The sequence below is a fragment of the Streptomyces sp. CB00455 genome, assembly GCF_001905445.1.
Classification (GTDB): domain Bacteria; phylum Actinomycetota; class Actinomycetes; order Streptomycetales; family Streptomycetaceae; genus Streptomyces.
In genome coordinates this window covers 353,899-379,348 of the sequence record NZ_LIVQ01000003.1, presented here as the reverse complement: position 1 = coordinate 379,348, position 25,450 = coordinate 353,899, and the positions used below count along the sequence as shown (strand labels likewise).

Here is a 25,450-nt window from a genome sequence, read left to right as displayed (position 1 = left end):
GAGCTCCCCTTTTGACAGGTAATGGGTAATTTACCGCTCAGGTCGAGCGGGTAGCGTTCGCGCCGATGACAGATTCGTTCGAAGATCCGCTCCAGACGCCCCCCCCGGAACGCGCCTCGTTCCAAGACGGCGTCCGCTTCGCGTTCGGCACCCTGACCGTGCTGCCCGCCCGCATCACCCGCTGGGACCGTCCCGCCGCCCGCACCGGAATGGCCTGCGCCCCGCTCGCCGGTCTGGTCGTCGGCGTGCTCGCCGCCGCGCCCGGGGTGCTCCTGCTCCTGCTCGGCGGCGGCCCGCTGCTCGCCGCTGCCGCCAGCGTCGCCCTGCCGGCCGCCCTCACCCGCGGGCTGCACCTGGACGGACTCGCCGACACCGCGGACGGCCTGGGCAGCGCCAAGCCGGCCGACGAGGCGCTGCGCATCATGAAGCAGTCCGACATCGGCCCCTTCGGCGTCGTCGCCCTGGTCGTCGTGATGCTCCTACAGACCGCCGCGCTGTCCGACGCCTACGCCGACAGCTGGCTCCGCGGCGCGCTCGCCGCCGTGGCGGCCGCCGTCACCGCCCGCCTCGCCATGACCCTCGCCTCCCGCGAGGGCGTCCCGGCGGCCCGCCCCGGAGGGCTCGGCGCGGCGGTCGCAGGGGCCGTCCCGCGCCGCGCCGCCGCCGCCGTCGCCGCGCTCACCGTGCTCCTGGCCGCGGCCACGGCCCTCCCGCTGGGCCCGGCGGCCGCCGGGCGCCAGGCGGCCGCCGTCCTGGCCGGCCTGCTCGCCGCCGAATTGCTGCTGCGCCGCTGCGTCCGGCGCTTCGACGGGGTCACCGGTGACGTCTTCGGAGCCCTGGCGGAGGTCGCGGCCACCACCGCCCTCGTCGTCCTGGCGCTGGGCTGACCCGGCGCCACCGGCCGGACCCCCGCCCCCACCGGCCGGACCCCCGGCCGCCGTAGGCTCATCCCGTGGACCACACTGCGACGGACCCGACCCCCGCCGCGCCCATCAGGGTGCTGCTCGCCGACGACCAGGCCCTGCTGCGCAGCGCCTTCAAGGTGCTCGTCGACTCCGAGCCCGACATGGAGGTCGTCGGGGAGGCGTCCGACGGCGCCCAGGCCTACGCCCTCGCCGCGCGGACGCGCGCCGACGTCGTGCTCATGGACATCCGGATGCCCGGCACCGACGGGCTCGCCGCCACCCGAATGATCAGCGCCGACCCGGAACTCGCCGCCGTGCGCGTCGTGATGCTGACGACCTTCGAGGTCGACGAATACGTGGCCTCGGCCCTGCGCGCGGGCGCCTCCGGCTTCCTCGGCAAGGGCGCCGAACCCGAGGAACTCCTCAACGCCATCCGTGTCGCCGCCGCCGGCGAGGCCCTGCTCTCCCCGGCCGCGACCAAGGGGCTCATCGCCACCTTCCTCGCCCAGGGAGGGGGCGCCGACCCGGCCGCCACCGCGGCCGGCCCGCACGCGCAGCGGCTCGCCGCGCTGACCGTGCGCGAGCGCGAGGTCCTCGTCCACGTCGCCGCGGGCCTGTCCAACGACGGGATCGCCGGACGGCTGGAGGTCAGTCCGCTCACCGTGAAGACCCACGTGAACCGGGCCATGGCCAAGCTCGGCGCCCGCGACCGGGCCCAATTGGTCGTCATTGCCTACGAATCGGGACTGGTCCGGCCCCGGGCCGAGTAGCGCGCGGCACCGCGCAGTACCGCGGACTACTGCGGACGCGGTACGCCGCGGACAAGGACGGCACCTGGGAGCGACGCAGCGCCGCACCGGCAGGGGGGAGGCTGAGGGGCCCCCGCGTTCGTCACTGCAGAGAGATCCCATACCCATGTCGTGGCTGTCCCGCTTCAGCCTTGCCCAAAGAGCGCTGATCGGCCTGGTGTCGATCGTCGCGCTCCTCTTCGGCGCCATCGCCGTTCCGCAGCTCAAGCAGCAGCTGCTGCCCTCCATCGAACTGCCGATGGTCTCCGTGCTCGCGCCGTACCAGGGCGCCTCGCCCGACGTGGTGGAGAAGCAGGTCGTCGAACCGATCGAGGCCACCCTCAAGGGCGTCGACGGCATCACGGGCATCACCTCCACCGCCAGCGAGGGCAACGCCCTCATCACGGCCACCTTCGACTACGGCGACAGCGGCACCAAGCAGCTCGTCGCCGACGTCCAGCAGGCCGTGAACCGCGCCCGCGTCCGGCTGCCCGCCGACGTCGAACCGCAGGTGGTGGCCGGCTCCACCGACGACATCCCCACCGTCATCCTCGCCGTCACCTCCGACAAGGACCAGCAGGCACTCGCCGACCAGCTGGAGCGCTCGGTCGTCCCCGTCCTGTCGGACATCACGGGCGTCGGACAGGTCACCGTCGACGGCGTCCAGGACCTCCAGGTCACCGTCACGCCCGACAACGCCAAGCTCGCCGCCGCCGGCCTCGACGGCGCCACCCTCGCCCAGGGCCTCCAGGCGGGCGGCGCGAGCGTGCCCGCCGGCTCCTTCGACGAGCAGGGCAAGAACCGTACCGTCCGCGTCGGCGCCGGCTACACCTCGCTCGCCCAGCTGGAGGACCTGCGCCTGAGCCCCGGACCCGGCGCCGCCGGCCGGAGCCCGGTGCGCCTCGGCGACGTCGCCACCGTCAGGCAGGAGCCCGCCAGGGCCGTCTCCCTGACCCGCACCAACGGAAAGCCCAGCCTCGCCCTCGTCCTGACCATGGACAAGGACGGCAGCGCCGTCGCCATCTCCGATGCCGTCAAGGACGCGCTGCCGCAGCTGCGCTCCACCCTCGGCGCCGGCGCCGAGCTGACCGTCGTCAGCGACCAGGGCCCGGCCGTCGCCAAGTCCATCTCCAGCCTCACCACCGAGGGCCTGCTCGGGCTGCTCTTCGCGGTGATCGTGATCCTGGTCTTCCTCGGCTCGCTGCGCTCGACGCTGGTCACCGCGGTCTCCATCCCGCTCTCGGTCGTCCTCGCGCTCATCGTGCTGTGGACGCGCGACCTGTCGCTGAACATGCTCACGCTGGGCGCGCTCACCATCGCCATCGGCCGCGTCGTCGACGACTCGATCGTGGTCCTGGAGAACATCAAGCGCCACCTCGGCTACGGCGAGGAACGCGAACAGGCCATCCTCACCGCCGTCCGGGAAGTGGCCGGCGCGGTCACCTCCTCCACGCTCACCACCGTCGCCGTCTTCCTGCCGATCGGGCTGGTCGGCGGCATGATCGGCGAGCTCTTCGGCTCCTTCTCGCTCACCGTCACCGCCTCCCTGCTGGCCTCGCTGCTCGTCTCGCTCACCGTCGTGCCGGTCCTGTCGTACTGGTTCCTGCGCGCTCCCAAGGGTGTGAGTGCCTCCGACGCCGAAAGCGCCGCGAAGGCGCGGCGCGAGGCGGAGGAGAAGGAGGCGCGCAGCCGCCTGCAGAAGCTCTACGTCCGCGTCCTCGGCTTCGCCACCCGGCGTCGCCTGACCAGCGTGTCGATCGCGGTCGTCGTCCTGACCGGCACCTTCGCGATGACCCCGCTGCTGAAGACGAACTTCTTCGACCAGGGTGAGCAGGACGTCCTGACGGTCAAGCAGGAGCTGGCCCCCGGCACCTCCCTGGCCGCCTCCGACGAGGCCGCCCACAAGGTCGAGAAGGTGCTCGCCTCGGTCGAGGGCGTCAAGAGCTACCAGGTCACCGTCGGCTCCTCCGGCTTCCTCGCGGCCTTCGGCGGCGGGACGGGCTCCAACCAGGCCTCCTACCAGATCTCCCTGAAGGACGCGGGCGACGCGGACGCCGTCAGGAAGGACATCGAGAAGGGCCTGGCCGGCCTCGACGGCATCGGCGACACCAGGATCTCGGCGGGCGGCGGCTTCGGCAGCCAGAACCTCAGCGTGGTGGTCAAGGCCGGGGACGCAGACGTCCTCGCCAAGGCCGCCGAACAGGTGCGGGCCGAGGTCGCCGGGCTGGCGGACGTCACCGACGTCCAGAGCGACCTGTCGCAGTCCGTGCCCCGCATCTCGGTGACCGCCACCCCCAGGGCCGCCGAGGCGGGCCTGAACCAGGCCGCGCTCGGCGCGGTCGTCGCCCAGGCCGTACGCGGCAACCCGGCCGGCAAGGCCGTCCTGGACAACACCGAGCGCGACATCGTGATCAAGTCCGCGCAGCCGGCCACCACCCTGGCCGAACTCCAGGCCCTGCCGGTCGGTCCGGTCAGGCTCGGCGACATCGCCGACGTCAAGGTGGTCCCCGGCCCGGTCGCGATGACCCGGATCGACGGCGCCCGCGCCGCCACCGTCACCGCCAAGCCCGTCGGCGACAACACCGGCGCGGTCAGCGCCGAGCTCCAGACCAGGCTCAAGGCGCTGGACCTGCCGGACGGCGCCACGGCCTCCATCGGCGGCGTCTCGCAGGACCAGGACGAGGCCTTCGGCTCGCTCGCCCTGGCCATGCTCGCGGCCGTCGCGATCGTGTTCATGCTGCTGGTCGCGACCTTCCGCTCGCTGATCCAGCCGCTGATCCTGCTGGTCTCCATCCCCTTCGCGGCGACCGGCGCGCTCGGCCTGCTGCTGGTCACCGGCACCCCGATGGGCGTCCCGGCGATGATCGGCATGCTGATGCTCATCGGCATCGTCGTGACCAACGCGATCGTCCTGATCGACCTGGTCAACCAGTACCGCGCGCAGGGGCTGGGCGTCGTCGAGGCGGTCGTCGAAGGCGGCCGGCACCGGCTGCGCCCGATCCTGATGACCGCCCTGGCGACGATCTTCGCGCTGCTCCCGATGGCGCTGGGCGTCACGGGGGAGGGCGGCTTCATCTCGCAGCCGCTCGCGGTCGTGGTGATCGGCGGCCTGGTCAGCTCGACCCTGCTGACGCTGCTCCTGGTGCCGACCCTCTACACGATGGTCGAGCTCCGCAAGGAGCGCCGTCGGGCCAAGCGCGCGGCGCGCGCCGAGACCCGGCTGCGGGTGGTCCCGCAGGGCCGGGACGAGACGCCGGCCGACGCCTGATCCGGCCGACGCCTGATCCGGCAGTACGCCGAAGGGGCGGACCCGTACGGGTCCGCCCCTTCGGGCAAGAGGAGGGCGGGGCCGCGGGGCGCCCGCCGCCGTCCTACGGGAGGGCCAGCATCCGCTCCAGGGCGAGCTTCGCGAAGCTCTCGGTCTCCTTGTCGACCTGGATCCGGTTGACGAGGTTGCCCTCGGCCAGCGACTCCAGGGTCCACACCAGGTGGGGGAGGTCGATGCGGTTCATCGTGGAGCAGAAGCAGACCGTCTTGTCGAGGAAGACGACCTCCTTGTCCTGCGCGGCGAATCGATTCGCCAGGCGGCGGACCAGGTTCAGCTCGGTGCCGATGGCCCACTTGGACCCGGCCGGGGCCGCCTCCAGCGCCTTGATGATGTACTCCGTCGAGCCGACGTAATCCGCCGCGGCCACGACCTCGTGCTTGCACTCGGGGTGGACGAGGACGTTCACGCCGGGGATCCGGGCGCGCACGTCGTTGACCGAGTCCACCGAGAAACGGCCGTGGACCGAGCAGTGCCCGCGCCACAGGATCATCCTGGCGTTGCGCAGCTGCTCGACGGTCAGGCCGCCGTTCGGCTTGTGCGGGTTGTACAGGACGCAGTCGTCCAGGGACATGCCCATGTCGCGGACGGCGGTGTTGCGGCCCAGGTGCTGGTCCGGGAGGAAGAGCACCTTCTCGCCCTGCTCGAAGGCCCACTCCAGGGCCTTCTTCGCGTTGGAGGACGTACAGATCGTGCCGCCGTGCTTGCCGGTGAAGGCCTTGATGTCGGCGGAGGAGTTCATGTACGAGACGGGGACCGTCGCACCGGCGACGCCGGCCTCGCTCAGCACGTCCCAGCACTCGGCGACCTGCTCGGCGGTGGCCATGTCGGCCATCGAGCAGCCGGCGGCCAGGTCCGGCAGGACCACCTTCTGGTCGTCCGAGGTGAGGATGTCCGCGGACTCGGCCATGAAGTGCACGCCGCAGAAGACGATGTACTCGGCCTCCGGCTTGGCGGCGGCGTCCTTGGCCAGCTTGAAGGAGTCACCGGTGACGTCGGCGAATTCGATGACCTCGTCACGCTGGTAGTGGTGGCCGAGGATGAAGACCTTGTCCCCGAGCTTCTCCTTCGCCGCACGGGCGCGCGCCACGAGGTCCGGGTCGGACGGCGAGGGCAGGTCACCGGGGCATTCCACCCCGCGCTCGCTCTTGGGGTCGGCCTCACGGCCGAGCAGCAGCAGGGCGAGGGGCGTCGGCTGGACGTCCAAGGGCTGGGCGGTGGTCACGACACGCACCCTTTCTGTTCTGCGACAAGGGGGGGACTGGAGGCATCACTTCGACTTCTCGTCTATTTGACGCTATCTATCATAACCGCTTCACGTCACTTTGACGATGGCCATAGTGTCAATGTGACGAATGAGCCGACCGCCGGACAGCGGCCGCCTCGGCCCGCGGTGTGCGAGCATGAATGTCTGAAACAAGCGTCGGGTCCCGGAATGAATCCGCGGCCCCGCTCGTTGCCACCGACGGCAAGAGTCCGACGTTTCCCTGCTCCGGCGGGGAGCCGCCCACTTCGGGAGTGAATGCAGATGTCCGTACAGGACGACAAGACCACCGTGAGCGACGGCATCCTCCTGTCCGACGCCGCCGCCGAAAAGGTCAGGACCCTGCTGGAGCAGGAAGGCCGCGATGACCTGGCGCTCCGCGTCGCCGTCCAGCCCGGCGGCTGCTCCGGCCTGCGCTACCAGCTCTTCTTCGACGAGCGTTCCCTCGACGGCGACGTGGTCAAGGACTTCGACGGTGTGAAGGTCGTCACCGACCGGATGAGCTCCCCGTACCTCCACGGTGCCTCCATCGACTTCGTCGACACCATCGAGAAGCAGGGCTTCACCATCGACAACCCGAACGCCACGGGTTCCTGCGCCTGCGGCGACTCCTTCAGCTAAGCCCGCCGCCCCGCACGACGAGGGCCCGCCCCCGGTCGCATCCGACCGGGGGCGGGCCCTCGCGCACGTCCGGCGTCACCGCCCGGGCAGCGCCTTGCCCGTCGTGGCGTCGACGACCTTCCGGTCGCCCAGCGGCTGCTGGAGCGTCGCCGTCAGGGACCTCTCCTCGGCCAGCATGATGCAGGCCCGGCCCGGCTTGTCCGGGGTATCGGTGATCTTCACCATGACCGCGGCGGTCTCCTCGCGGACCTCCAGCGCGTAGGTGCTGCACGCCCCGCCCCAGAAGTTCACCGTCAGCTGCCGGTCGGCCTGCGCGTACGAGAATCCGGGCACCGTGCGCCCGCCCCCGGGAGCGGGCGCGTCCTCCTCGCCGGCCGGCTGCGCCACCGTGTGACCGGGAGCACCGCCCTGCCCCGCCACCTCGAACAGCCAGGCCGGAACCAGACCGCGGGAGCCGTCCACCGACCCGGGGACCAGGCCGAGAGCCGCGCCCTTGACCGTCTCCGTACGCGGGGGCTTCATCGGCCGCGGCTCCGGATTGCACGGCGGAGTGTCCGTCGCGCCCACCGGGTGGTCCGGGTCCAGCGGCACCGAGGTCGCGCAGCCGCTCGGCCCGGGGCCCGTGCCGTCCGAACCGCCCGACTTCGCGTTCAGCCGGGCCAGCGCCTCGGTCGCCCCGACCACCGGCTGGTCGGACGCCCGCACCGGGGCCTTCAGCTCGCCGCTGCCGGCCAGCACCGCACCGTCCCCGGCCACGCTCACCTTGGTGGACCAGCCCTGTGTGGGGAGCCCGCCGACCACCGGGTCCGCCGTCACCACCCGCACCGAGCCCTGAAGAAGCCGGGCGTCCAGCCGGGCCCCCGACTGGCCGGCGGCGGCCAGCACCGGAGCGGCAGCCGCCTTGGCGGCCTCCTCGGACACCGGCTCGCCGGCGCCCGCCTCCCCGTTCCCGGAGCCCCCGGGGAGCGTGGCGGGCCCGCAGGTGTCCTTGCCGCGCACGCAGGCATCCCCCGCGCCGCTGCCCGAACCGTCGCCGCGCCCCTGGAAGCGGCTGAAGCTCCAGGTTCCCGGGGCCGTACGGGTCACCGTCAGCCGCGGGCCGGAGCCGTCGGCACCCTCCCCGGCCAGCCAGCCGTCACCGCTCTGCCGCGGTTCGCCCTGGATCCCGAGGGCCGCCGCGAGACGGGCCACCTCCGCCGAGGTGACCTCCCCCGACGCGCTGAAGCGGGGCGCCGAGGCCGGGGCCTGCGGGAGCGCCACGTCCGCCCGGTAGACCACACCGCCACCGGACGGGTCGGGCTCCCCGGGCGCGATGCCCGGCCCCGAAGGGCTCCCGGCGTCACGGGCCGCCGAGGCCGCGCCCTTTTGCGTACCGCGGCCCGACCCGGCGTCGCCGTAGGCCGTGGACGCCCAGTACGCGGTACCGCCGCCCGTCAGCAGGACGGCGGCCGCCACCGCGCCGACGGCCCAGGGCGGCCGCCGCCGTGCGCCGCGTGATGTGTCGGGTTCTTCGCTGGTCACCGCATCGCTCCTTCACCTCTCACGTCCTGCCTGACGCGGGTGTGACGGAACGCGGGCCCAACCGGTTCCCCCGGCCCGGCGCGCCGGGCCTGTCGTCACACTCCCGGCCGCAGGGCCGCCCTCCGGGCGACGACGCACGTGTGACGACAGGCTCAGTCGCCGTAGGCCACGGTGGAGGCGATCAGCCGCGCCGAGGCCGGCGGGACGCTGATCCCGTGGATCTGCGAGGGAGTCACGCGCACCGGCCGCGGACCCTGCGGAGCCGCCCAGTGCGGGGCCATCCGGGCGCAGTCGCCCAGCAGCCGCGCGAAGCCGGGCTGCCGCGCAGCTTCCGCGCCGCGCGTGTCGGCGGTGTACTCGGTGGAGCCGAAGCCGTCGGTAGAGGTCATGAAGGCACCGTAGGCACCGCGCCGCGCGGGAAGAAAGAGCTACTACGGGGTAGTTTCGTCCGGTCGGCCCGGGGCCGTCGACCGGGTAGTTTTGACTGTCCCCCTTGCCGTCCTCCGCAGGAGCGTCCACGCCGTGCGCATCGCAGTCACCGGCTCCATCGCCACCGACCACCTCATGACCTTCCCCGGCCGTTTCGCCGACCAGCTGGTCGCGGACCAGCTGCACACGGTCTCCCTCTCCTTCCTCGTCGACAACCTCGACGTCCGGCGGGGCGGTGTCGGCCCGAACATCTGCTTCGGCATGGGGCAGCTCGGCAGCCGCCCGATCCTGGTCGGAGCGGCCGGATCCGACTTCGACGAATACCGCGCCTGGCTCGAGCGGCACGGCGTCGATACCGAGTCCGTCCGGATCTCCGAGGTGCTGCACACCGCGCGCTTCGTGTGCACCACCGACGCCGACCACAACCAGATCGGCTCCTTCTACACGGGCGCCATGAGCGAGGCCCGCCTGATCGAGCTCAAGGCCGTCGCCGACCGGGTGGGCGGCCTCGACCTGGTCCTCATCGGCGCGGACGACCCCGAGGCGATGCTGCGCCACACGGAGGAGTGCCGGACGCGGGGGATCCCCTTCGCCGCCGACTTCTCCCAGCAGATCGCCCGCATGGACGGCGACAACATCCGCACCCTGATGGAGGGCGCGACCTTCCTCTTCTCGAACGAGTACGAGAAGGGCCTGATCGAGTCGAAGTCCGGCTGGTCGGACGCCGAGATCCTGTCGAAGGTCGGCACCCGCGTGACCACCCTGGGCTCCAACGGCGTCAGGATCGAGCGGACCGGCCAGGAGCCGGTCGTGGTCGGCTGCCCGGAGGAGACCGCGAAGGTCGACCCGACGGGTGTCGGCGACGCCTTCCGCGCCGGGTTCCTGACCGGCCTGGGCTGGGGCGTCGGCCTGGAGCGGGCGGCGCAGCTGGGCTGCATGCTCGCCACCCTCGTCATCGAGACGCTCGGCACCCAGGAGTACACCCTGGCGCGCGCCCACTTCATGGAGCGCTTCACCAAGGCCTACGGGGACGAGGCGGCCGCCGAGGTCCGGGCGCACCTGGCCTGACCGCGCCCCTCCCGCCCGGGCGTCCGGGCGGGGGCTGCGGCCGGGTCAGCGCAGACGCCGGACCGTGTAGGCGACGCCCGCGGGCCGTTCGGCCTCGCCGAGGTAGGCGTGGCCGCGCATCGCGCACCACGCCGGAATGTCGAGCCGGGCCACCTCGTCGTCCGACACGACGGTCACCGTGCCGCCCACCGGGACGGTGACGACGGCCCGGGCCAGCTCGATCACCGGCTGCGGACACCGCAGCCCGAGCGCGTCCAGTTCCAGGGAGTCCGCCACCGGCGGCACCTGCGGGCCGGGCTCGCGCACCCCGAGGCGTTCCCGTACTCCCGCCACCACGCCCGGCAGCACCTCCAGGAACGCGTTGACCTCCTGCGCGGTGGTCCCCGGAGGCAGGGAGACCCGTACGTTCCCCTCCGACAGCACCCCCATCGCCCGCAGGACGTGACTGGGGGTCAGCGTCGAGCTCGTGCACGAGGAGCCGGAGGACACCGAGAACCCGGCCCGGTCCAGCTCGTGCAGGAGCGCCTCGCCGTCGACGTAGAGGCAGGAGAAGGTGACCAGGTGCGGGAGCCTGCGCTCCGGGTCCCCGACCACCTCCACGTCCGGCACCAGCCGCGCCACCCGCCGCCGGATCCGGTCCACCAGGACCCGCAGCCGGGCCGCCTCCGCGTCGGCCTCGGCCCGTACCGCCCGCAGGGAGGCGGCCGCCGCCACGATCGCGGGGAGGTTCACGAAGCCGGGGGAGCGGCCCGACTCCCGCTCGTCCGCCGGGCCTTGGGGCGAGAAGCGCACCCCCTTGCGGACCGCCAGCAGGCCGACCCCCGGCGGGCCGCCCCATTTGTGCGCGCTGGCGGCCAGGACGGACCAGGGGCCCTCCACCGGCCCCCAGCCCAGTGACTGCGCCGCGTCCACCAGGAGCGGCACCCCGGCCTGCGCGCAGAGGCCGGCCACCTCCGCCACCGGCTGGACCGTGCCCACCTCGTGGTTGGCGGACTGCAGGCAGGCCAGGGCGGTGGTGGCGCCCAGCGCCTCCCGGTAGCCCGCCGCCTCCACCGCGCCCGTCCGGTCCACCGGGACCTCGCTCACCGTCCCGCCGGAGGCCTCGTGCACCTGCGCCGCATGGAGTACGGAACTGTGTTCGACCGCCGACACGACCAGGTGGCCGCCCACGCGCCGGCGCCCCGCCAGGACCCCCGAGACCCCCGCGTGAACCGCGTGCGTCCCCGAAGGAGTGAACACGAGCTCGTCGGGACGGCAGCCGACCGACTCCGCCGCCGCCTCCCGCGCCGCGTCCAGCAGCAGCCGCGCCCGCCTTCCCTCCCGGTAGAGCCGGGCCGGATCGGCCCAGCCCTCGTCCAGGGCGGCCTGCAGCGCCTGCCGGGCCACGGGGTGCAGGGGAGCGGCGGACGCGCTGTCGAAGTACGGCATCCGGCCACCGTAAGGGAGCGGCGGCGTGCGCCGTCCGGCCGGCCGCAGTCCGGGGCCCTGCGAGGGCGCGGCTCCCGGGGGCCGCGGACCGGGCGGCGACCGGCCGGCGCCCGGGGTCAGTGGTCGTCAGATGCCCGCGGAAGGCGCCGTTCAGGGCCGCTTGCCCCGTCCCCCGGACGGCGGATCCATCCCTTCGGGGGCAGTAGCGGCGCGTTGGGCACCCTCCCCGCGCGACCCCAAATAGCGTCCAGTAGGGTTTGGTCCGCATAAACATCCAAACCCCTGCCTGCGTCAGGGCCGGCGACCGACCCGAACACGGCCGCGGCCGGCCGCGCGGGCCGAGACTCTCGGGAAGGCGCTACGTGAGTCCCTACGGCTCCGACCGCTCGCCGCGGCGCCCGATGCGGCGGAAGCTGCTGCAGGCGCTGACTGCGGGCGCGGTCCTGGCGACCGCCACTGGTTGCTCGTCCAACTGGAAAAATTTCCCCCGCCTCGGTATGCCCACTCCGGTCACCGAGGAGGCGCCGCGCATCCTCTCCCTGTGGCAGGGCTCCTGGGCTGCCGCGCTCGTCACGGGCATCCTCGTGTGGGGCCTGATCATCTGGAGCGTCATCTTCCACCGGCGCAGCCGGACGAAGGTGCAGGTCCCTCCGCAGACCCGGTACAACATGCCCATCGAGGCGCTGTACACCGTGGTCCCGCTCATCATCGTCTCGGTGCTCTTCTACTTCACCGCGCGTGACGAGTCCAAGCTCCTCGCCCTCACCCCGAAGCCGGCGCACACCATCAACGTGGTCGGCTTCCAGTGGAGCTGGGGCTTCAACTACATCGAGAACGTCGACGGCGACGGAGCGACTCCGAAGGCGGGCGAGGTCCCCAAGGAGCTCGCCAACATCCCGGACCGCTTCACCAAGGACTTCCCCGCGGGCGCCGAAGGCGTCTACCAGAAGGGTGTCCCCGGCGACCGGAACCCCCAGACGGACAACCCGGGGCCGACCCTGGTGCTGCCCAAGGGCGAGAAGGTCCGCTTCATCCTGTCGTCGAACGACGTCATCCACTCCTTCTGGGTGGTCCCCTTCCTGTTCAAGCAGGACGTCATCCCGGGCCACACCAACGTCTTCGAGGTCACCCCGACCGAAGAAGGCACCTTCATGGGCAAGTGTGCCGAGCTCTGCGGCGTCGACCACTCCCGGATGCTCTTCAACGTCAAGGTCGTCTCGCCCGAGAAGTACCAGGCGTACCTGAAGGAGCTGGCGGAGAAGGGGCAGACCGGTTTCCTCCCGGCCGGCATCAAGCAGACCGACCCGGCCCGGAACGCGGAGACGAATAAACTGTGAGCATCCTCAACGAACCCCAGGGTGCCGCCGCAGCCGACTCGTACGAGAACGAGCTGCCGGTACGGCGCAAGCAGCCGGGCAACGTGGTCATCAAGTGGCTCACCACCACCGACCACAAGACCATCGGCACGATGTACCTGGTCACCTCGTTCGTGTTCTTCCTCATCGGCGGCGTGCTCGCGCTCTTCATGCGCGCCGAGCTGGCCCGTCCGGGCACGCAGATCATGTCGAACGAGCAGTTCAACCAGGCGTTCACGATGCACGGCACGATCATGCTGCTGATGTTCGCGACGCCGCTGTTCGCCGGATTCGCCAACTGGATCATGCCGCTGCAGATCGGCGCGCCCGACGTGGCGTTCCCGCGGCTGAACATGTTCGCGTACTGGCTGTACCTCTTCGGCTCCAGCATCGCGGTGGCCGGCTTCGTCACGCCGAACGGCGCCGCCGACTTCGGCTGGTTCGCCTACTCCCCGCTGTCGGACGCCGTCCGTTCGCCGGGCATCGGCGCCGACATGTGGATCATGGGTCTGGCCTTCTCGGGCTTCGGCACGATCCTCGGCTCGGTCAACTTCATCACCACGATCATCTGCATGCGCGCACCCGGCATGACGATGTTCCGCATGCCGATCTTCACCTGGAACGTCCTGCTGACCGGTGTCCTGGTCCTGCTCGCCTTCCCGGTGCTCGCCGCCGCGCTCTTCGCGCTGGAGGCCGACCGGAAGTTCGGTGCGCACGTCTTCGACGCCTCGAACGGCGGAGCGCTGCTCTGGCAACACCTCTTCTGGTTCTTCGGCCATCCAGAGGTGTACATCATCGCGCTGCCGTTCTTCGGCATCGTCTCGGAGATCATCCCGGTCTTCAGCCGCAAGCCGATGTTCGGCTACATCGGCCTGATCGGCGCGACGATCGCGATCGCCGGCCTCTCGGTGACGGTGTGGGCCCACCACATGTACGTCACCGGCGGCGTGCTGCTGCCGTTCTTCTCCTTCATGACCTTCCTGATCGCGGTACCGACCGGTGTGAAGTTCTTCAACTGGATCGGCACCATGTGGAAGGGCTCGCTGTCCTTCGAGACCCCGATGCTCTGGACGATCGGCTTCCTGGTCACCTTCACCTTCGGTGGTCTGACCGGCGTCATCCTGGCCTCGCCCCCGATGGACTTCCACGTCTCCGACTCGTACTTCGTCGTCGCGCACTTCCACTACGTCGTCTTCGGCACCGTGGTCTTCGCGATGTTCGCCGGCTTCCACTTCTGGTGGCCGAAGTTCACGGGCAAGATGCTGGACGAGCGCCTGGGCAAGATCACCTTCTGGACGCTGTTCGTCGGCTTCCACGGCACGTTCCTGGTGCAGCACTGGCTGGGCGCCGAGGGCATGCCGCGCCGGTACGCGGACTACCTCGCGGCCGACGGCTTCACCGCGCTGAACACCGTCTCGACGATCAGCTCGTTCCTGCTCGGCATGTCGATGCTGCCCTTCATGTACAACGTCTGGAAGACGGCGAAGTACGGCAAGAAGATCGAGGTCGACGACCCCTGGGGCTACGGCCGTTCGCTGGAGTGGGCGACGTCCTGCCCGCCGCCGCGGCACAACTTCATCACCCTGCCGCGGATCCGTTCCGAGTCCCCGGCGTTCGACCTGCACCACCCGGAGATCGCGGCCCTCGACCACCTCGAGGACCACACCGCCGGTGGCACCAAGGCGCTCACCGGTGACAAGGAGGCCGGCAAGTGAAGATCCAGGGCAAGATGTTCCTCTGGCTCTCCTTCTTCATCCTGATCATGGCCGTCGTGTACGGCGTGTGGTCGAAGGAGCCCGTCGGCACCACCGCGCTCTTCCTGGCCTTCGGCCTGAGCGTCATGATCGGCTACTACCTGGCCTTCACGGCCAAGCGCGTGGACCAGATGGCCCAGGACAACCTGGAGGCCGATGTCGCCGACGAGGCGGGCGAGCTGGGGTTCTTCTCCCCGCACAGCTGGCAGCCGCTCTCGCTGGCGATCGGCGGCGCCCTCGCCTTCTCGGGCGTCATCTTCGGCTGGTGGCTCATGTACTTCTCGGCTCCGGTCATCCTGATCGGCCTGTGGGGCTGGGTGTACGAGTACTACCGCGGCGAGAACGCCAACCAGTAGCGCATCCCCCGCGGCCCTGCCGCGCGGCAACCTGGAGCCCGGACACCTCTTCGGAGGGGTCCGGGCTCCTCGTTTGCAGTCATCCCGCGCGCCGGAATTGTCATACCTTCATAGCGTTGACTCCATGAAGCACTCACCGCGTCTTTGGACGGTACTCAGCTGCTCCCTGCTGGTCGCGTCCCTCGGGGCCGGCGCCACCGCATGCGGGTCCGGCGAGAAGAACCCGCTGTCAGCCCGCCCGTACGACGCGGGCGAGCAAGTCGCCTTCAACCAGGCGGCCGGGGGGCGCCCCGTGGACCCCGACAAGCCCCTCGAAGTCACCACGAAGGGGGGTGAGGCACGCATCACCGACGTCACGGCCGTCGACACCCACGGCCGCCGCCTGGCCGGCGAGCTCTCCGCCAAAGGGGACCGCTGGCACAGTACGGTCCCCATGGCCGCGGGCGTCCGCTACACGGTCACCGTCACCACCGAGAACGGCGATGGCGCCCCCGGGCAGCGCACGCTCGCCTTCGACACCACCCCGGCCAAAGGCGTCCTGAGGGTGGAATTCGGCCCGGACGAGGGCAAGTACGGCGTCGGACAGCCCCTCACGGCCGAACTGAGCGAACCGGTCAAGGACAAGGCCGCCCGGGCCGTCGTGGAGCGGGGGCTGGTCGTCACCGCCCCCGCCGGGGTCGAGGGCGCCTGGTACTGGGTCGACGACAAGAAGCTCCACTACCGGCCCAAGGATTACTGGCCCGCCCACACGGAGGTCTCCGTCCGCAGCAACCTGGAGGGCGTGAGGATCGCCGACCACCTCTACGGCGCCGCGGCCAAGCCGCTGAAGCTGGAGATCGGCGACCGCGTCGAGGTCACGACGGACGCCTCCTCGCACTACCTCACGTTCAAGCGCAACGGAGAAGTGATCAACACCATTCCGGTGACCACCGGAAAGCCCGGCTTCTCCACCCGCAACGGGGTCAAGGTGGTGCTCGGCAAGCAGTACTTCGTCCAGATGCGGGGCGACACCGTCGGCATCGGCGGCAGCGAGTACTACAACCTGCCCGTCTACTACGCCACCCGGGTCACCTGGAGCGGTGAGTACGTCCACGCCGCGCCGTGGTCCGTCGGATCGCAGGGCTACGAGAACGTCAGCCACGGCTGCACCGGCATGAGCACCGGCAACGCCGCCTGGTTCTACGAGAACATCACCGAGGGCGACATCGTCAAGGTGATCAACAGCATCGGCGACGACATGGACACCTTCGGCAACGGCTTCGGCGACTGGAACATGGACTGGAAGGAGTGGCGCGAGGGCAGCGCCCTCCTCAAGGGCACCCGGGAAGGCCACTCCACGATCGACCAGACCCGCCTGCGGCCGACCGTCTGACGCCCGCCCGCCCGTCCACCCTGCGCCCTACCCGTCCCGTTCACCCGCCCGTGCGTCCCGCGCACGGGCGGTGGGCTTGCGGGAGCGCCCGTACGGGTGACCCCGCGCCCGCTCCGGCGGTCAGGCGGCCGAGGAGGACAGCCGGGACCGCAGGAGGGCCGCCAGGGCGTCCGGGAAGGCCACCGGGTCCACCGGAAGGGTCACCGCGGCGTCCGCGCGGCTCCAGGTCGCCAGCCAGGCGTCCTGGGGGCGCCCCATCAGCAGCAGCACCGGGGGACACCGGAAGATCTCGTCCTTGATCTGCCGGCACACGCCCATGCCCCCGGCCGGAACCGCCTCGCCGTCCAGCACGCACGCGTCGATGCCGCCCGCGTCCAGCGCCGTCAGGACCGCAGGCAGGGTCGCGCACTCCAGGAACTCCACCGGCGGCAGGTCCGCGGCCGGCCTGCGCCCGGCCGCCAGCCGCACCTGCTCCCGGGTGCCCGCGTCGTCGCTGTAGACCAGAACCCGCGCAGTCGCCCGCATTTCGTTCCTCCACATGGCATGTGAATCACGTTGGTGTTGCGCGGGATGCTACTCCTCCCGATGCGCTGTCAACATCGGTTCGCGCAGCCCCGCACCCCCTCCCGGGAGCCTCGTCTGATGGGCCGTTCGGGCCTTGCACACCCCTCGGACACTCCGAACGGCACCCCCCGGGGTGAGGGCGGGATAAGCGACCGACATAATGTCGGTCGTGGCGACAGCAACGACAGTAGATACCGGGCACGCGCACCCGACGGTCAACCGGCCGAACCTCGTCAGCGTCGGAACCATCATCTGGTTGAGTTCCGAGCTGATGTTCTTCGCGGCCCTCTTCGCGATGTACTTCACCCTGCGATCCGTGACGGGCGCCGAGTACTGGACAGAACAGGCCTCGGCCTTGAATCTGCCCTTCTCGGCGACGAACACGACGATCCTGGTGCTTTCCTCGCTCACCTGCCAGCTCGGCGTATTCGCAGCCGAGCGCGGTGACGTGAAGAAGCTCCGGACGTGGTTCATCATCACGTTCGTCATGGGTGCGATCTTCATTGGCGGCCAGGTGTTCGAGTACACCGAGCTGGTCAAGCACGAGGGCATGAGCCTCTCGTCCGGTCCGTACGGCTCGGTCTTCTACCTGACCACCGGGTTCCACGGTCTGCACGTGACGGGCGGTCTCATCGCCTTCCTGCTGGTCCTCGGCCGGACGTACGCGGCCAAGAGGTTCACCCACGAACAGGCCACGTCGGCCATCGTCGTGTCCTACTACTGGCACTTCGTCGATGTCGTCTGGATCGGCCTCTTCGCCACGATCTACCTGATCAAGTAGCGAACACGTCACCGGGCACGACCCGGCACTCCATCCAGAAACACCGACGCAGAAGATCCTGACACCGGGGTAATCCGTGAAAAAGCTCTCCGCACGACGACGCCATCCGCTGGCGGCGGTCGTCGTTCTACTCCTCGCGCTGGCGGCCACTGGGGGGCTGTACGCCGCCTTCGCCCCCGCGGGCAAGGCGCAGGCCGATGAAACCGCCCAGTCCCTCGCCATCGAGGAGGGCAAGAAGCTGTACGCCGTGGGTTGCGCAAGCTGCCACGGAACCGGCGGTCAGGGTTCCTCTGACGGCCCGAGCCTGGTCGGCGTCGGCGCCGCGGCCGTCGACTTCCAGGTGAGCACGGGCCGCATGCCCGCGCAGCAGCCTGGCGTGCAGGTCCCGAAGAAGCCGGTCATCTACACGCAGGCGCAGATCGACCAGCTGGCCGCGTACGTCGCGTCCCTCGGCGCCGGCCCCAGCGTGCCGACCGAGAAGCAGTACGACCCGAAGGGCGCCGACATCGCCGCTGGTGGTGAGCTGTTCCGCAACAACTGCGCGCAGTGCCACAACTTCACCGGCGAGGGCGGCGCGCTGACGAACGGCAAGTACGCCCCGAACCTCGAGGGCGTCGAGCCGAAGCACATCTACGAGGCCATGCTCACCGGCCCGCAGAACATGCCCTCCTTCCCCGACAGCACCATGCCGGAGAAGCAGAAGAAGGACATCATCGCGTACCTCCAGAACGTCAACGGCGAGAAGTCGGTCAGCCCCGGCGGCCTGAAGCTCGGTGGCCTCGGCCCCGTCTCCGAGGGTCTGTTCGGCTGGATCTTCGGACTGGGTGCGCTGATCGCTGTCGCCGTCTGGGTCGCGGCCCACACCGCTAAGGCCAAGAAGTCATGAGTAGCCAAGACATTCCCGAAGACAAGCACCTGCCGAGCGAGCAGGGCGACGCGCACCACGGTGCCGTAGCGGTCGCGGACGACCCGTTCGCCGACCCGGGCCTTCCGGTCCACAAGCCGCGCATCCAGGACATCGACGAGCGTGCGGCGAAGCGCTCCGAGCGCACCGTCGCGATGCTGTTCACGCTCTCGATGCTGGCCACGATCGGCTTCATCGCGTCCTACGTGACCTTCCCGGTCGACAAGATCGTGTACATCTTCCCGATCGGGAAGGTGAGCGCGCTCAACTTCTCCCTGGGTCTGACCCTGGGTACGGCCCTCTTCTGCATCGGCGCGGGCGCGGTCCACTGGGCCCGCACCCTGATGTCCGACGTCGAGGTCGCCGACGAGCGCCACCCGATCGCCGCCGAGCCGGAGGTCAAGGCGAAGGTCCTGCAGGACTTCGCCGATGGCGCCAAGGAGTCCGCGATCGGGCGCCGGCCGCTGATCCGCAACACGATGCTGGGCGCGCTGGCCATGCTGCCGCTGTCCGCCGTCATGATCCTGCGCGACCTCGGCCCGCTGCCCGAGGTGAAGCTGCGCAAGACCGTGTGGGCCAAGGGCAAGCTGCTCATCAACCAGAACACGATGGAGCCGCTGCGTCCCGAGGACGTGGTCGTCGGTTCGCTGACCTTCGCCATGCCGGAAGGCCTGGAAGAGGAGCAGCACGACTTCCAGGTCCAGATCGCCAAGGCCGCCCTGATGATCGTCCGTATCCAGCCGGAGGACATCAAGGACAAGCGGGAGCTGGAGTGGTCCCACGACGGCATCGTGGCCTACTCCAAGATCTGCACCCACGTCGGCTGCCCGATCAGCCTGTACGAGCAGCAGACGCACCACGTGCTCTGCCCGTGCCACCAGTCCACCTTCGACCTCTCCGACGGCGCCCGTGTCATCTTCGGCCCGGCCGGTCACGCGCTCCCGCAGCTGCGGATCGGCGTGAATGACGAAGGCTTCCTCGAAGCGCTCGGCGACTTCGAAGAGCCCGTCGGCCCTGCATTCTGGGAGCGCGGATGAGCACTGCCACTGAAACCAACTCGGCGCGCAAAGCGCCGGCCGGCGAGCGCGTAGCGGACTGGGCGGACGGACGCCTCGGCATCTACAGCCTGGCCAAGTCCAACATGCGCAAGATCTTCCCGGACCACTGGTCCTTCATGCTGGGTGAGATCTGCCTCTACAGCTTCATCATCATCATCCTCACGGGTGTGTACCTGACGCTGTTCTTCCACCCGAGCATGAACGAGGTCGTCTACCACGGCTCGTACGTGCCGATGCAGGGCGTCACGATGTCCGAGGCCTTCGCCTCGACGCTGGACATCAGCTTCGACGTCCGCGGCGGCCTGCTGATCCGTCAGATCCACCACTGGGCCGCGCTGATCTTCGTCGCGGCGATGCTCGTGCACATGATGCGCGTCTTCTTCACCGGCGCGTTCCGCAAGCCGCGCGAGGTCAACTGGATCTTCGGCTTCCTGCTGCTGGTCCTCGGCATGTTCACCGGTTTCACCGGTTACTCGCTGCCGGACGACCTGCTCTCGGGTACCGGTGTCCGCTTCATGGAGGGCGCGATCCTGTCCGTGCCGGTCGTCGGCACGTACCTGTCGTTCTTCCTCTTCGGCGGAGAGTTCCCCGGCGGCGACTTCGTCGCGCGGTTCTACTCGATCCACATCCTGCTGCTGCCCGGCATCATGATGGGCCTGCTGGTGGCCCACCTGATCCTGGTCTTCTACCACAAGCACACCCAGTTCCCGGGCCCCGGCAAGACGAACAACAACGTCGTCGGCATGCCGCTGCTGCCGGTCTACATGGCCAAGGCCGGAGGCTTCTTCTTCCTGGTCTTCGGTGTCATCGCGGCCATCGCGGCGCTCGCCTCGATCAACCCGATCTGGGCCCTGGGGCCGTACCGCCCGGACCACGTGTCCACCGGCGCGCAGCCCGACTGGTACATGGGCTTCTCCGAGGGCCTGATCCGTGCCATGCCGGGCTGGGAGATCAACCTGTGGGGCCACACCCTCGTCCTGGGTGTCTTCGTCCCGCTGGTGATCTTCCCGCTGGTCCTGGCCACGATCGCGGTGTACCCGTTCATCGAGTCCTGGGTCACCGGTGACAAGCGCGAGCACCACCTCCTGGACCGCCCGCGCAACGTCCCGACCCGTACGGCCTTCGGCGTCGCCTGGCTCACCTGGTACGTGATCCTGCTGATCGCCGGTGGCAACGACATGTTCGCGCAGTACTTCCACCTGTCGATCAACTCGATCACCTGGTTCGCCCGCGTCGGCTTCTTCGTCGGTCCGGTCATCGCCTTCATCGTCACCAAGCGGATCTGCCTCGGCCTCCAGCGCCGGGACCGGGACAAGGTGCTGCACGGTCGTGAGACCGGCATCATCAAGCGCCTGCCGCACGGTGAGTTCGTCGAGATCCACGAACCGCTGCCGCAGAGCCAGCTGCACACGCTGACCTCGCACACGCAGTACGAGCCGTACGAGGTCGGCCCGACGGTCGACGAGAACGGCGTGGAGCGCAAGGTCTCCATGGGCGAGAAGCTGCGGGCGAAGCTCAGCAAGGGCTACTACGCCGAGGACAGCCAGATTCCGAAGCCCACGGTGGAGGAGTACAAGGAGATCCAGAGCGGCCACGGCCACCACTGACCTCCCGCACGACCGCACGACCGCACGACCGCACGACCGCATGAGGGACTGATTTCGGTCAGTCCTGGTGTCGCCACGGCGAGAGCCCCGTCCAGTGTCCGGACGGGGCTCTTTGCCGTCCCCAGGGCTGGATAGGCTGAAGCCCTTCCCATTCGACGTGGGCGGCGAGTACGGGGCGGCCCACTAGCGCAGGAGCGGACCATGAACGTTGTGACCCCGGCGGGCGGCGACAGCGTGGCGGCCCGCGGCTGGCCGGGCGTCCTCGACGCCCTGCTGACCGGGCGGGACCTGAGCGCGGACGACACCTCCTGGGCCATGGACCGGATCATGCGCGGGGAAGCCACCGACGCCCAGATCGCCGGCTTCGTGGTCGCGCTGCGGGCCAAGGGGGAGACGGTCGCCGAGATCAACGGCCTGGTACGGGCCATGTACGCGCACGCCAACCTGATCGAGGTGCCCGGCCGGACCGTGGACATCGTCGGCACGGGCGGCGACGGGGCCAAAACGGTGAACATCTCCACGATGTCGGCGATCGTGGTGGCGGGTACGGGCGCCAAGGTGGTCAAGCACGGCAACCGGGCCGCCTCCTCCGCGAGCGGGGCCTCCGACGTGCTGGAGAAGCTGGGCGTCAACCTCGACCTCACCCCGGCGCGGGTGGTCGAGGTCGCGGAGGAGGCCGGCGTCACCTTCTGCTTCGCGGTCAAGTTCCACCCGGCGCTGCGGCACGTGGCCGCGGCCCGCAAGGAGCTCGGCATCCGGACCACCTTCAACTTCCTCGGCCCGCTGACCAATCCGGCGCGGGTGCGCGCCCAGGCGACCGGCGTGGCCGACGCCCGGGTGGCCCCCATCGTGGCGGGCGTGCTCGCCGAGCGGGGCTCCTCCGCGCTGGTCTTCCGCGGCGACGACGGCCTGGACGAGCTGACCACGACGGCGACCTCGCGGGTGTGGTGGGTACGGGACGGCGGGGTCGCGGAGCAGTCGTTCGACCCGCGCGACATCGGTATCCCGCTGGTGGACGTGTCCGCCCTGCGCGGCGCGGACGCCTCGTACAACGCGGACGTCGCCCGCCGGCTGCTGGCCGGCGAGACCGGCCCGGTCCGTGACGCGGTCCTGCTCAACTCGGCTGCGGCGCTGGTGGCCCTGGACCCGGGTACGGGCACGCTGGAGGAGCAGCTCGCGGCCGGCATCGCCCGCGCCGCGCAGGCCGTGGACTCGGGCGCGGCCCTGGCCGCCCTGGAGCGGTGGGTGGCCGCCAGCAACGCGTAGCGCCGGTGCGCCGCGCACCGGTCGTGCCGCGTGCGGTGGCCGCGGGGCGCGTCCGGGGTCGTTCTGCGGCGCCCGGACGCGCCCGGTCGTTCCGGGCCAGGACCCCGGTCCACGATGCGGACCGGGGTCTTGCGTCCGGAGGATCATGTGGCAGGATGCTGAGCAGGTCACGAGTGACAGCGTTCAGGCCCCGGCTTGCTGTCCGGCAACCCTCCTTCCGTGGCGGGGTGCCCCGGGTGATGACCAGGCCGTAGGCAGCGAGGTCTACGGCAAGCGCGGATCCCTCGACACCAGGGGTCCTGGTTTCTCGAGGAGCGTTTTTCCGTGAGCAAGCGAATGCGATAGGGCGACTCGCCCCCTCTTCACCCCCTCGGACCAGGGTCACTTCCGCGTACCCGGTCGCTCCGGGGGGATCTCCGTACCCCGCACGGCGCGCACGCCGCGGCCGCGTACGGCACACCGAAGCCATTCACCCCTGCCTGCCGGGAGATTCCGCCATGTCCGCATCCCTGAACGCCACCGCGACCGCCGCCATCGCCACCGCAGCCCCGGCCGACCCGGCCTGTGCCCGGCCGCTGCCGGTCCTCGGGCGGGACGTCACCGTCCCCCTGGTCACCGGCGGCGAGGTCACCTACGCGGCCCTCGACTACGCGGCCAGCGCCCCCGCCCTCCAGCGGGTCTGGGACGACGTGGCCGCATACGCCCCCTACTACGGCAGCGTCCACCGCGGGGCGGGCTACCTCTCGCAGCTGTCCACCGACCTCTTCGAGCAGAGCCGGGCCACGGTCGCCGAGTTCCTCGACTGCCGGCCCTGCGATCAGGTGGTCTTCACCCGGTCCACCACCGATTCGCTGAACCTGCTCGCCGCCGCGCTCCCCGCCGGCTGCCAGGTCTTCGTCTTCGAGACCGAGCACCACGCCTCGCTCCTGCCCTGGACGAACGCGCAGGTCACCTACCTGGACGCGCCGCGCACCCCGGCCGAGGCGGTCGCGACCCTGGAAGGGGCGCTGGCCGGGCGCGAGCCCCACGGCCCGGCGCTGGTGTGCGTCACCGGCGCGTCCAACGTCACCGGTGAGCTGTGGCCGGTCAGGGAGCTCGCCGCCGCCGCGCACGCCCACGGCGCGCGAATCGTCCTGGACGCCGCCCAGCTCGCCCCGCACCACCCCGTCTCCGTGCAGGAGCTGGACGTGGACTGGGTCGCCTTCTCCGGGCACAAGCTGTACGCCCCGTTCGGCTCCGGTGTCCTCGCCGGCCGCGCCGACTGGCTGCAGCAGGCCGAGCCGTACCTCGCGGGCGGTGGCGCCTCCCGCACGGTCGCCCGGCGCGAGGACGGCGGCGTGGACGTCGAGTGGCACACCACCGCCGCCCGCCACGAGGCCGGCTCCCCGAACGTGATCGGCGTCTACTCCATCGCCTCCGCCTGCAAGGCGCTGACCGAGGCCGGCTTCGAGGGCCTCGTCGCCCGCGAGCGCCACCTGATCGACAAGGTCCGCGAGGGGCTGGCCGGCGTCCCGGCCGTCCGCGTGCTCTCGCTGTTCGGGGACGACGCGCCGCGGGTGGGCGTCATCTCCTTCGTCGTGGACGGCTGGAACAGCTCCCACTTCGCGGCCGCCCTCTCCGCCGAATACGGCATCGGCGTCCGCGACGGCCTGTTCTGCGCCCACCCGCTGGTACGCACCCTGCTGGGCAGCGAGCCGCAGGACCCGGGCGAGTGCGGAGGGCCGGACGCGGCGCCGGGAGAGCCTGCCCGGACCTCGTCCGGGGGGAGCGCCGGGCTGAACGCGATCCGCGTCAGCTTCGGAGCGGGCACACCCGACGAGCACGTGGAGCGCTTCGTCCGCGCGGTGCGGGAGCTCGTCGAGGACGGCGCGAAGTGGCAGTACCACACGGAGGGGGGCCGCTGCGTCCCCACGTCCTGAGGCACCACGACGCCCCCGGCCCGAGGGCGGATTCCGGGGGCCGGGGGCGTCCGCGTGCCGGTGGCGCGGGCCCGGGCGACGGCCCGGGGCCCGGGTGTCAGGCGTCGAGGCCGATCGCGAACGCCGCCTCCAGGTCGTGCTGCGAGTACGTGCGGAACGCCACGTGCGTGTCCGTCGCCTCCACGCCCGGGATCTTGCTGATGCGGCCGGGGATGACGTCGGCCAGGTTCTCGTGACGGGCCACGCGGACCATCGCGATCAGGTCGTAGGTCCCCGTCACGGAGTAGACCTCGCTGACGCTGTCCAGCGCGGCGATGGACTCGGCGATCTCGGGGATACGGTCCACGCTGGTCTTGATGAGCACGATCGCGGTGATCACGGCTGGCTGTCTCCCTCGGTGGCCGTCGCTGGTCGCCTCACTCTAGTCGTACGCCGATAGCGGGCCCACGCGTACAGGAAGCCCACCGAGAAGCCCACCACGTGGGCGAGATAGGCGACCCCCGGCCCGCTGCCCGCCCGGTGCGCGGCCACCCATTGCAGGGCGAACCAGAACAGCAGCACGAGCCAGGCCGGGAACCGCAGCGGCAGGAAGAACAGGAAGGGGAACAGGCTCGTCACCCGGGACCGCGGGAGGAGGTAGAGGAAGGCGCCCAGCACCGCCGAGATGGCTCCCGACGCCCCGACCAGGGTCTGCGAGGAGCCGGTGTTGGCCGCCGCGTAGGCCGCCAGGGCCACGTACCCCGTGCAGAGGTAGAAGACGAGGAACGCCGGACGGCCCATCCGCTCCTCCGCCATCGCGCCGAAGACGTGGAGGAAGAGCATGTTGCCGAGCAGGTGCAGCCAGCTGCCGTGCACGAACAGCGCCGTCAGGGGCGTCAGCCAGGCTCTCGGGGTGTCCGTGAACAGCTCGTCCGGGACCACCCCCCAGCGCCGGAAGTAGTCCGTCCCGGCGGCGAGCAGCTGCTCGCCCGTGCCGTGGACCGGGTTCAGCCCCGAGGCCGGGCCCAGTACGAACACCAGGGCGCAGCCCGCGATCAGCGTGCGGGTGACCACCGGTCCCCGGGCGGCCCCGCGAAGGGCCTGCCACCTTACGATCATGTGACAGAGCATGACGCAAGCGGCCCCGCCTGAAGCGGTGGCAGGCCGTAGGGTTACGAGCTGCGGT

The 25,450-nt window shown here is 70.8% G+C and carries 22 protein-coding genes and 1 riboswitch; of the genes, 15 read left to right on the top strand and 7 right to left on the bottom strand.

Annotation, left to right across the window (positions count from 1 at the left end; genetic code table 11):
- The first annotated feature begins 65 nt into the window (after positions 1-65).
- The 3 genes from AMK16_RS14285 (at position 66) to AMK16_RS14275 (ending at position 4,961) form a co-directional block, all read left to right on the top strand.
- On the top strand, positions 66-887 hold the full coding sequence (locus AMK16_RS14285) for an adenosylcobinamide-GDP ribazoletransferase (protein ID WP_073914530.1): 822 nt from the start codon (positions 66-68) through the stop codon (positions 885-887).
- Positions 888-952: 65 nt separating this feature from the next.
- Positions 953-1,675, top strand: a complete 723-nt coding sequence (locus AMK16_RS14280; protein ID WP_073914528.1) for a response regulator — start codon at positions 953-955, stop codon at positions 1,673-1,675.
- 145 nt (positions 1,676-1,820) lie between these two features.
- Positions 1,821-4,961, top strand: a complete 3,141-nt coding sequence (locus AMK16_RS14275; RefSeq protein WP_073914525.1) for an efflux RND transporter permease subunit — start codon at positions 1,821-1,823, stop codon at positions 4,959-4,961.
- Between the two features lie 103 nt (positions 4,962-5,064).
- Here the strand turns inward: AMK16_RS14275 and nadA are convergent, their stop codons facing one another.
- Entirely contained in the window at positions 5,065-6,252 is a 1,188-nt protein-coding gene (gene nadA / locus AMK16_RS14270) for a quinolinate synthase NadA (protein WP_073914523.1), read from the bottom strand.
- Positions 6,253-6,546: 294 nt separating this feature from the next.
- On the opposite strand from nadA, the gene erpA reads away from it, so the two are divergent.
- The gene (erpA, locus tag AMK16_RS14265) at positions 6,547-6,903 is read left to right on the top strand and encodes an iron-sulfur cluster insertion protein ErpA (protein WP_030010511.1); all 357 of its coding nucleotides are present in this window, start codon (positions 6,547-6,549) and stop codon (positions 6,901-6,903) included.
- Between the two features lie 75 nt (positions 6,904-6,978).
- On the opposite strand, the gene AMK16_RS14260 is transcribed toward erpA, so the two are convergent.
- Together AMK16_RS14260 and AMK16_RS14255 are read right to left on the bottom strand one after the other, a co-directional pair.
- Positions 6,979-8,424 (bottom strand): hypothetical protein, encoded by a 1,446-nt coding sequence (locus AMK16_RS14260; protein WP_073914520.1) that lies wholly within the window; start codon positions 8,422-8,424, stop codon positions 6,979-6,981.
- 152 nt (positions 8,425-8,576) lie between these two features.
- On the bottom strand, positions 8,577-8,813 hold the full coding sequence (locus AMK16_RS14255) for a hypothetical protein (RefSeq protein WP_073914518.1): 237 nt from the start codon (positions 8,811-8,813) through the stop codon (positions 8,577-8,579).
- Positions 8,814-8,946: 133 nt separating this feature from the next.
- On the opposite strand from AMK16_RS14255, the gene AMK16_RS14250 reads away from it, so the two are divergent.
- The gene (locus AMK16_RS14250; RefSeq protein ID WP_073914515.1) at positions 8,947-9,921 is read left to right on the top strand and encodes a carbohydrate kinase family protein; all 975 of its coding nucleotides are present in this window, start codon (positions 8,947-8,949) and stop codon (positions 9,919-9,921) included.
- A 45-nt stretch (positions 9,922-9,966) separates the two neighbouring features.
- Here AMK16_RS14250 and AMK16_RS14245 read toward each other — a convergent pair whose 3' ends face one another.
- Positions 9,967-11,349: a cysteine desulfurase/sulfurtransferase TusA family protein gene (locus AMK16_RS14245; protein WP_073914513.1), complete on the bottom strand. Its 1,383-nt coding sequence runs from the start codon at positions 11,347-11,349 to the stop codon at positions 9,967-9,969.
- Positions 11,350-11,711: 362 nt separating this feature from the next.
- Here AMK16_RS14245 and ctaC point away from each other — a divergent pair, with 362 nt between their 5' ends.
- The 4 genes from ctaC (at position 11,712) to AMK16_RS14225 (ending at position 16,186) form a co-directional block, all read left to right on the top strand.
- Positions 11,712-12,686: an aa3-type cytochrome oxidase subunit II gene (gene ctaC / locus AMK16_RS14240; RefSeq protein ID WP_073914510.1), complete on the top strand. Its 975-nt coding sequence runs from the start codon at positions 11,712-11,714 to the stop codon at positions 12,684-12,686.
- On the top strand, positions 12,683-14,419 hold the full coding sequence (gene ctaD / locus AMK16_RS14235) for an aa3-type cytochrome oxidase subunit I (protein ID WP_073914508.1): 1,737 nt from the start codon (positions 12,683-12,685) through the stop codon (positions 14,417-14,419). The genes ctaC and ctaD overlap by 4 nt, the downstream gene beginning before the upstream one ends.
- Positions 14,416-14,814 (top strand): cytochrome c oxidase subunit 4, encoded by a 399-nt coding sequence (locus AMK16_RS14230; RefSeq protein WP_073914505.1) that lies wholly within the window; start codon positions 14,416-14,418, stop codon positions 14,812-14,814. The genes ctaD and AMK16_RS14230 overlap by 4 nt, the downstream gene beginning before the upstream one ends.
- A 124-nt stretch (positions 14,815-14,938) precedes the next feature.
- Entirely contained in the window at positions 14,939-16,186 is a 1,248-nt protein-coding gene (locus tag AMK16_RS14225; protein WP_073914504.1) for a L,D-transpeptidase, read from the top strand.
- A gap of 120 nt (positions 16,187-16,306) precedes the next feature.
- Here the strand turns inward: AMK16_RS14225 and AMK16_RS14220 are convergent, their stop codons facing one another.
- Complete coding sequence (locus AMK16_RS14220) at positions 16,307-16,711, bottom strand: hypothetical protein (protein ID WP_073914501.1); 405 nt, start codon at positions 16,709-16,711, stop codon at positions 16,307-16,309.
- Positions 16,712-16,910: 199 nt separating this feature from the next.
- Between AMK16_RS14220 and ctaE the strand changes: the two genes are divergently transcribed.
- The 6 genes from ctaE to AMK16_RS14190 all read left to right on the top strand — a co-directional run bounded on the left by ctaE (position 16,911) and on the right by AMK16_RS14190 (position 24,285).
- Positions 16,911-17,531 (top strand): aa3-type cytochrome oxidase subunit III, encoded by a 621-nt coding sequence (ctaE, locus tag AMK16_RS14215; RefSeq protein WP_008738823.1) that lies wholly within the window; start codon positions 16,911-16,913, stop codon positions 17,529-17,531.
- Positions 17,532-17,607: 76 nt separating this feature from the next.
- Positions 17,608-18,417, top strand: a complete 810-nt coding sequence (gene qcrC / locus AMK16_RS14210) for a cytochrome bc1 complex diheme cytochrome c subunit (protein ID WP_073914500.1) — start codon at positions 17,608-17,610, stop codon at positions 18,415-18,417.
- Positions 18,414-19,472: a cytochrome bc1 complex Rieske iron-sulfur subunit gene (gene qcrA / locus AMK16_RS14205; RefSeq protein ID WP_073914497.1), complete on the top strand. Its 1,059-nt coding sequence runs from the start codon at positions 18,414-18,416 to the stop codon at positions 19,470-19,472. The genes qcrC and qcrA overlap by 4 nt, the downstream gene beginning before the upstream one ends.
- Positions 19,469-21,100: a cytochrome bc1 complex cytochrome b subunit gene (gene qcrB / locus AMK16_RS14200; RefSeq protein ID WP_073914495.1), complete on the top strand. Its 1,632-nt coding sequence runs from the start codon at positions 19,469-19,471 to the stop codon at positions 21,098-21,100. The genes qcrA and qcrB overlap by 4 nt, the downstream gene beginning before the upstream one ends.
- A 201-nt stretch (positions 21,101-21,301) precedes the next feature.
- On the top strand, positions 21,302-22,366 hold the full coding sequence (gene trpD / locus AMK16_RS14195) for an anthranilate phosphoribosyltransferase (protein ID WP_073914493.1): 1,065 nt from the start codon (positions 21,302-21,304) through the stop codon (positions 22,364-22,366).
- Between the two features lie 165 nt (positions 22,367-22,531).
- Positions 22,532-22,648, top strand: a riboswitch (SAM riboswitch).
- Between the two features lie 215 nt (positions 22,649-22,863).
- Positions 22,864-24,285 carry an aminotransferase class V-fold PLP-dependent enzyme gene (locus tag AMK16_RS14190; RefSeq protein ID WP_073914491.1) on the top strand — a complete coding sequence of 474 codons (1,422 nt, stop codon included), beginning with the start codon at positions 22,864-22,866 and terminating at the stop codon, positions 24,283-24,285.
- A 97-nt stretch (positions 24,286-24,382) separates the two neighbouring features.
- Here AMK16_RS14190 and AMK16_RS14185 read toward each other — a convergent pair whose 3' ends face one another.
- Together AMK16_RS14185 and AMK16_RS14180 are read right to left on the bottom strand one after the other, a co-directional pair.
- Complete coding sequence (locus tag AMK16_RS14185) at positions 24,383-24,664, bottom strand: Lrp/AsnC family transcriptional regulator (RefSeq protein ID WP_073914489.1); 282 nt, start codon at positions 24,662-24,664, stop codon at positions 24,383-24,385.
- On the bottom strand, positions 24,661-25,395 hold the full coding sequence (locus AMK16_RS14180) for a rhomboid family intramembrane serine protease (RefSeq protein ID WP_073914487.1): 735 nt from the start codon (positions 25,393-25,395) through the stop codon (positions 24,661-24,663). The genes AMK16_RS14185 and AMK16_RS14180 overlap by 4 nt, the downstream gene beginning before the upstream one ends.
- Between the last annotated feature and the right edge of the window lie 55 nt (positions 25,396-25,450).

Excerpts from the sequence above, each read along its gene's own strand:
- AMK16_RS14245 (WP_073914513.1), bottom strand. The coding sequence starts at position 11,349 with ATGCCGTACTTCGACAGCGCGTCCGCCGCTCCCCTGCACCCCGTGGCC.
- AMK16_RS14180 (WP_073914487.1), bottom strand. The coding sequence starts at position 25,395 with ATGCTCTGTCACATGATCGTAAGGTGGCAGGCCCTTCGCGGGGCCGCC.
- AMK16_RS14255 (WP_073914518.1), bottom strand. The coding sequence starts at position 8,813 with ATGACCTCTACCGACGGCTTCGGCTCCACCGAGTACACCGCCGACACG.
- AMK16_RS14220 (WP_073914501.1), bottom strand. The coding sequence starts at position 16,711 with ATGCGGGCGACTGCGCGGGTTCTGGTCTACAGCGACGACGCGGGCACC.
- trpD (WP_073914493.1), top strand. The coding sequence starts at position 21,302 with ATGAACGTTGTGACCCCGGCGGGCGGCGACAGCGTGGCGGCCCGCGGC.
- AMK16_RS14285 (WP_073914530.1), top strand. The coding sequence starts at position 66 with ATGACAGATTCGTTCGAAGATCCGCTCCAGACGCCCCCCCCGGAACGC.
- AMK16_RS14225 (WP_073914504.1), top strand. The coding sequence starts at position 14,939 with ATGAAGCACTCACCGCGTCTTTGGACGGTACTCAGCTGCTCCCTGCTG.
- erpA (WP_030010511.1), top strand. The coding sequence starts at position 6,547 with ATGTCCGTACAGGACGACAAGACCACCGTGAGCGACGGCATCCTCCTG.
- qcrB (WP_073914495.1), top strand. The coding sequence starts at position 19,469 with ATGAGCACTGCCACTGAAACCAACTCGGCGCGCAAAGCGCCGGCCGGC.
- ctaE (WP_008738823.1), top strand. The coding sequence starts at position 16,911 with ATGTCGGTCGTGGCGACAGCAACGACAGTAGATACCGGGCACGCGCAC.
- qcrA (WP_073914497.1), top strand. The coding sequence starts at position 18,414 with ATGAGTAGCCAAGACATTCCCGAAGACAAGCACCTGCCGAGCGAGCAG.
- AMK16_RS14275 (WP_073914525.1), top strand. The coding sequence starts at position 1,821 with ATGTCGTGGCTGTCCCGCTTCAGCCTTGCCCAAAGAGCGCTGATCGGC.
- AMK16_RS14190 (WP_073914491.1), top strand. The coding sequence starts at position 22,864 with ATGTCCGCATCCCTGAACGCCACCGCGACCGCCGCCATCGCCACCGCA.